The sequence below is a fragment of the Blastomonas sp. genome (genome assembly GCF_041747255.1).
Lineage (GTDB): Bacteria > Pseudomonadota > Alphaproteobacteria > Sphingomonadales > Sphingomonadaceae > Blastomonas.
Genome location: NZ_JBGTFM010000455.1, coordinates 1 through 3,070 on the forward strand (window position 1 = coordinate 1; position 3,070 = coordinate 3,070).

Sequence of the window (3,070 nt, forward strand, 5' to 3'; positions counted from 1 at the left end):
GCGGTGGCGCGGGCGGCGTTCGATGCGGTCGAACAGGCGCGGGTTGAGGCATTGGGCAGCCGCGCAATGGCCGGGCTGGGCGCCAACCTTGATGCCGCGCTCGACATGCGGATGCGATCCGATCCGATCGCGCGTGCCACCAAGATCGACGAGGTGCCGATATCGAGCGCGCTGGCGATGATCGTGCGCGAACGGCTCACCGGCAAACCGGTGCTGCAATCGAGCGCCGCCGGGGTGGCGCTGTTGCGTGACTGGATTGAAGAAAAGGGCGGCGAGGACCTCGACAACCTTGCGCTCTCGCTCGACGATCAGTCGGGTTTTGCCGCGCTCGCGACCCGGCTGCTCGAACATCTTGACCTCACCGAAGGCCAGATGGACGAGACCGAGAACGAAGACGACGGCGGCGAGGATAACAATGGCCCCGATGAGGGCGATCCCGATAATGAGGACGGCGAGCAGGATTCGGCTGACCAGGATCAGACCGAGGCACGCGGCGAGGAGCAAAAGGGCGACAGCGACGACGGTGAGGAGTCCGACACCGAAGGCGATATGGACGACGGCGACGATGGCGACCCCGGCGAGATGGGCGACGACGGCATGATGCCAACGCGGCCCAACCGCCCTTGGACCGATATGCCCGCCGATTTCAACTACCGCGCCTGGACCGAGCGCTATGACGAGATCGTCGAGGCCACCGAATTGTGCGACGAGGATGAGCTGCTGCGGCTGCGTGCCTATCTGGACCAGCAGCTGGCGCATCTGCAGGGCGCGGTGACCAAGCTCGCCAACCGGCTGCAGCGCCGCTTGATGGCGCAACAGAACCGCAGCTGGGATTTCGATCAGGAAGAAGGCATGCTTGACGCCGCGCGGCTGGCGCGGGTGATCGTCTCGCCGGGCCATTCGCTGTCGTACAAGATCGAGCGCGACACCAATTTCCGCGACACCGTGGTCACGCTGCTGATCGACAACAGCGGATCGATGCGCGGCCGCCCGATCAGCATCGCGGCGATCAGCGCGGACATCATGGCGCGCACGCTTGAGCGTTGCGGGGTCAAGACCGAGATTCTTGGCTTCACCACCAAGGCGTGGAAAGGTGGCCAATGCCGTGAGGACTGGCTGGGATCGGGCCGCCCGCAACTTCCAGGTCGTCTCAATGACTTGCGGCACATTATTTACAAAAAGGCTGATGAACCGTGGCGGCGCGCGCGAAAGAACCTGGGCCTGATGATGCGCGAGGGGTTGCTCAAGGAAAATATCGATGGCGAAGCGTTGCTCTGGGCGCACAACCGTTTGATGGCGCGCAGCGAGGAACGCCGCATTCTGATGGTGATTTCCGATGGCGCGCCGGTGGATGATTCCACGCTTTCAGTCAATCACGGCGCCTATCTCGAACAGCACTTAAGAAAAGTGATCGACTGGATCGAGCGCCTGTCGCCCGTGCAACTGATCGCCATCGGCATCGGCCACGATGTCACCCGCTATTACAAGCGCGCCGTGACGATCATGGACGCAGAGCAGCTTGGCGGCACAATGGTGGAGCAGCTCGCTGGGCTGTTTGATGATCCGTGACCAGCTCGAACCGGTACTGGGACATGCGATCACTTTTTGATAGCCCGCGTCCATTACCTTCTTGCGCTGCCCCCATGACTGGAACAGAGTGATATTTAGAGGGTCGCATGATAATCGCATCAATACGCTTTATGTCGGTCTTGGCACTGGCCATGAATTGCGGGCAGGCAATCGCCAAAGATGCAAGCAAACCGGCTCCGTGTGCGTTTTCTGCCCCTCAGCAGGTGGAGGATGCCACCGCAACCGGCGACCTCATCCCCGCTTTGATGTCCGTCGCGATTCGCATTACATCGTCCCTCGATTCAAAAACCGCGACGACGGGGACGTGTTTCCCGATCGCGCTTGCCGAACCGATCCTTGTCGACGGGGTCGAGATCATTCCTGCGGGTGCCACCGGGCTTGGGCAGGTGGTGCATGCCGCAAAGGCGCGTGCCGGTGGCAAGGGCGGCGAGCTGATTTTGGCAGCGAGGTTTATCAGCCATAACGGCCACATTGTGCCGCTGCGCAGCTTCGAGTTGAAAAAGGCGGGCAAAGACCATCTTGATGCGGCCCTGGCCGCCAGCGTTGCTTTGCCGATGGCGGGTTATCTTTTTTCAGGAGGCAATGTCCAGGTCGCAGAGGGCACAGTTGCCTTAGCCAAGGTTCGGCATACGGTGCACATTCCGCGCGCCGATGCGGGGCAGGGAGACGATGGCTCCCGCAGTGAAGGGAAACAGCAACAATGAAGAATTTGTGGGGGATGAACGGGGCGGTTTTGCTGGCAGGCGCTGCGATGGCGGCAGCAAGCCCGCTTGGCGCAAAGGAAGCCGTCACGCCGATCAGCATCGCGGCACCTCCCGCAGGCAAGGGTCAGATCGTATTTTTTCGCACCGGTGGCAGCGGATTCGCACTTGGTTGTCAGGTCAATCAGAATGACCAGCGGGTCAGCGCTCTGGGTGCTGGCAAGTATTTCACGCATGTCGCTGCGCCGGGCCCGCAGACGTTCGTGGTCAGCAGTGAGGCCAAAGACGTGCTGAACCTTGAGGTGGAACCTGACGAAACACAGTATGTCCGCTGCAAGATCAAAATGGGGATCATGGTCGGCAGGCCCAATCTCGAACCTTCTACCAAGGCTGAGTTCGACAAGGCGAGCCACAAGCTGAAGCCGGTGGATGCCGACGACATGGGCCCCAAGGCTGGTTAATTCGTTTGAGGCATGGGTACATGCGTTGCTTGGCAGCCGGCTGCTTTTGCGAGGGCAGGTGGGTTGCCAAGCACGCTGTACGGGCTTAACCAATCGATTAAACCATTCATTGGAGAGCCATCTGTGAACGTCACCGAAGCCGTTGCCACCCGTCGTTCGGTGCGTCAGTTCCTGCCCGATCCGGTGCCGCTCGATGTGCTGCAGGAGATATTGCGCAAGGCGCAGCGCGCGCCGTCGGGCGGCAACACCCAGCCGTGGAGCGCAATTGTGTTGTCCGGGCAGCCGCTCGCAGACCTCACCGCCAAGATCAAGGCCAAG

Annotated in this window: 4 protein-coding genes; all 4 read left to right on the plus strand. The window is 61.3% G+C overall.

Features of this window, described 5'->3' with window-relative positions:
* Window positions 1–1,569: cobaltochelatase subunit CobT (gene cobT / locus ACEW8G_RS15145; protein WP_373489231.1), on the plus strand; the 1,569-nt coding region annotated here is incomplete at its 5' end.
* A gap of 107 nt (window positions 1,570–1,676) precedes the next feature.
* Entirely contained in the window at window positions 1,677–2,294 is a 618-nt protein-coding gene (locus ACEW8G_RS15150; protein ID WP_373489232.1) for a hypothetical protein, read from the plus strand.
* Complete coding sequence (locus ACEW8G_RS15155) at window positions 2,291–2,752, plus strand: hypothetical protein (protein ID WP_373489233.1); 462 nt, start codon at window positions 2,291–2,293, stop codon at window positions 2,750–2,752. Before ACEW8G_RS15150 ends, ACEW8G_RS15155 begins: the two co-directional genes overlap by 4 nt.
* A 123-nt stretch (window positions 2,753–2,875) precedes the next feature.
* On the plus strand, window positions 2,876–3,070 hold a 195-nt coding region (locus ACEW8G_RS15160), incomplete at its 3' end, for a nitroreductase family protein (protein WP_373489234.1).